General features: G+C 72.7%; 3 protein-coding genes. 1 reads left to right on the top strand and 2 read right to left on the bottom strand.

Annotated features, from left to right (window positions below; translation table 11 throughout):
* Positions 1–78 precede the first annotated feature (78 nt).
* Complete coding sequence (gene glnA / locus NWP10_RS11425; protein WP_002855830.1) at positions 79–1,419, bottom strand: type I glutamate--ammonia ligase; 1,341 nt, start codon at positions 1,417–1,419, stop codon at positions 79–81.
* Positions 1,420–1,455: 36 nt separating this feature from the next.
* Here glnA and panB point away from each other — a divergent pair, with 36 nt between their 5' ends.
* The gene (panB, locus tag NWP10_RS11420; RefSeq protein WP_017488221.1) at positions 1,456–2,322 is read left to right on the top strand and encodes a 3-methyl-2-oxobutanoate hydroxymethyltransferase; all 867 of its coding nucleotides are present in this window, start codon (positions 1,456–1,458) and stop codon (positions 2,320–2,322) included.
* Positions 2,323–2,430: 108 nt separating this feature from the next.
* Here panB and NWP10_RS11415 read toward each other — a convergent pair whose 3' ends face one another.
* On the bottom strand, positions 2,431–2,643 hold the full coding sequence (locus NWP10_RS11415; protein ID WP_017488222.1) for a hypothetical protein: 213 nt from the start codon (positions 2,641–2,643) through the stop codon (positions 2,431–2,433).
* Between the last annotated feature and the right edge of the window lie 83 nt (positions 2,644–2,726).

Below are 2,726 nucleotides of genomic sequence, written 5' to 3'. Positions count from 1 at the left end.
ACCCCCGCCTGCGCGAGGGCGCGGCGGTCCGGGGCGTCGGCGGTCGCCGCGTCGGGCAGGGCGGACACGGCCGGCGCCTCAGAGGCCGGAGAGGTAGCGCCGCAGCTCGTACGGCGTGACCTCCACCCGGTAGTCGTCCCACTCCTGGCGCTTGTTGCGCAGCAGGGCGTCGAAGACGTGCTCGCCCAGAACGGAGGCGACGAACTCGGACTCCTCGGCGGCGCGCAGGGCGTCGTGCAGGGTGCCGGGCAGCGGGTCGTGGCCGAGGACCCGGCGCTCGTGGGTGGTGAGCGCGCTGACGTCCTCGGCGGCGGACTCGGGCAGCTCGTAGCCCTCCTCGATGCCCTTCAGGCCGGCGGCCAGCAGCAGCGCGTAGGCCAGGTACGGGTTGGCCGAGGCGTCGATGCCGCGGTACTCGATGCGGGCGGAGCCGGCCTTGTCCGGCTTGTACAGGGGCACGCGCACGAGCGCGGAACGGTTGTTGTGGCCCCAGGAGACGTACGAGGGCGCCTCGCCGCCGCCCCACAGGCGCTTGTAGGAGTTCACGAACTGGTGGGTGACGGCGCTGATCTCCACGGAGTGGCGCAGCAGGCCCGCGATGAACCGGCGGCCCGTCACGGAGAGCCGGAACTCGTCCGCGGGGTCGTAGAAGGCGTTGGAGTCGCCCTCGAAGAGGGAGATGTGGGTGTGCATGCCCGAGCCGGGGTGCTCGGAGAACGGCTTGGGCATGAAGGTGGCGTAGGTGCCCTGGGCTGCGGCCACCTCCTTGACCACAGTGCGGAACGTCATCACGTTGTCCGCGGTGGTCAGCGCGTCGGCGGCGCGCAGGTCGATCTCGTTCTGGCCCGGGCCGTTCTCGTGGTGGCTGAACTCCACGGAGATGCCCATGCTCTCCAGCAGCGTCACGGCGTCGCGGCGGAAGTCGGCGGCGTCGGAGCCGGGCACGTTGTCGAAGTAGCCGGCGCGGTCCACCGGCACGGGCCGGCCGTCGGGGCCGGGCTGGTCGCTCTTGAGCAGGTAGAACTCGATCTCCGGGTGCATGAAGCAGGAGAAGCCCATGTCCGAGGCCTTCTCCAGCACGCGGCGCAGCACGTGGCGCGGGTCGGCCGGGGCGGGGCGCCCGTCCGGGGTGAGGACGTCGCAGAACATGCGCGAGCTCTGCCCGCGGTCTCCGCGCCAGGGCAGGATCTGGAAGGTGGCCGGGTCCGGCTGCAGCAGCATGTCCGACTCGGAGATGCGGGTGTAGCCGTCGATCGAGGAGCCGTCGAAGCCCAGCCCCTCGGTAAACGCGTTCTCCACCTCGGCCGGGGACAGCGCCACCGACTTCAGCGTCCCGACGACGTCCGTGAACCACAGGCGCACGAACCTCACGTCCCGGTCCTCGATGGTGCGGAGCACGTAGTCCTGCTGTCGATCCATGCGGCCACTCTAGACGCGCCGCGTAGACTCCGGGCCATGTCCGCTCCCGACTCCTCCCGGAAGAACGACGACGTCGCCGCCCCCTACGGCCCGCCCGCCCCGTCCCGCTACCGCACGGTCCACCTGCAGCGGGCCAAGGACGAGGGCCGCCGCTTCGCGATGCTCACCGCCTACGACGCGATGACGGCCGCGCTGTTCGACGAGGCCGGCGTCGAGGTGCTGCTCGTGGGCGACTCCGTGGGCAACACGGTGCTCGGCCACTCCTCCACGCTCCCGGTCACCCTGGACCAGATGATCCTGTTCAGCCAGGCCGTGGTGCGCGGCGCCCAGCGGGCCCTCGTGGTGGCGGATCTGCCCTTCGGCTCCTACGAGGCCTCCCCCCAGCACGCCGTGGAGACGGCGGTGCGCCTCGTGAAGGAGTCCGGCGCGCACGCCGTGAAGGTGGAGGGCGACGAGCGCTTCGCCGAGCACGTGGCCGCCATGACCGCCGCCGGCGTCGCCGTCATGGCCCACATCGGCTTCACCCCCCAGTCCGAGCACGTGCTCGGCGGCTACCGGGTCCAGGGCCGCGGCGGGGGCGCCGTCGAGGCGATGACCGCCTCCGCCCGCGCCCTCGAGGCGGCCGGGGCGTTCGCCGTGCTCATGGAGATGGTGCCCTCCGAGGTGGCCGCCGCCGTGGACGCGGCCCTGCGCGTGCCCACCGTGGGCATCGGCGCCGGCCCCGGCACCACGGGCCAGGTGCTCGTGTGGCAGGACATGCTCGGACTGCGCGAGGGACGCACCCCCCGCTTCGTGCGGCAGTACGCCCGCCTGCACGAGGTGATCGGCGAGGGCGTGCGCGCCTACCGCCGCGACGTGCTCGACGGCGCCTTCCCGGCCCCGGAGCACGGCTTCGAGGCCTGAGCCGCCGGGTCGTCCGCCGGGGACGATGCGCGGCCCGGCACGACGACGGCCGCCCGCCCCGATCCCCGCTGGGGTCGGGCCGGGCGGCCGCGGCGTGGACGGCGGGGGTCAGTCCGCGTCGTTGAAGGGGTTGTTGTCCCAGTTGTCGTCGCGCTCATCGGCGGCGTCGGCGGCCTCGTTGTTCGCCTGCACGCGGGACATCGCACCCTGCGCCTCCTCGCGGGTGCCGAACGGGCCCAGCAGCTGGGACCAGTCCGACTGGGCGCCCACCTCCACCTGATGCGTGTTGACGTTGTACCAGTACTCGCTCTTCTCGCTCATGCGGGCCACAGTATCGGGGCCGATAGGCTGGCGGACATGTCCCACCGCCAGAGCACCGCGTCCCCGTCCAGCCACAACGGCCC

This window comes from Micrococcus sp. HG099 (genome assembly GCF_024723355.1).
In the GTDB taxonomy this organism is placed as follows: domain Bacteria; phylum Actinomycetota; class Actinomycetes; order Actinomycetales; family Micrococcaceae; genus Micrococcus; species Micrococcus endophyticus.
The sequence above is the reverse complement of the archived record's forward strand: the minus strand, read 5'-3'. Positions and strand labels throughout refer to the sequence as shown.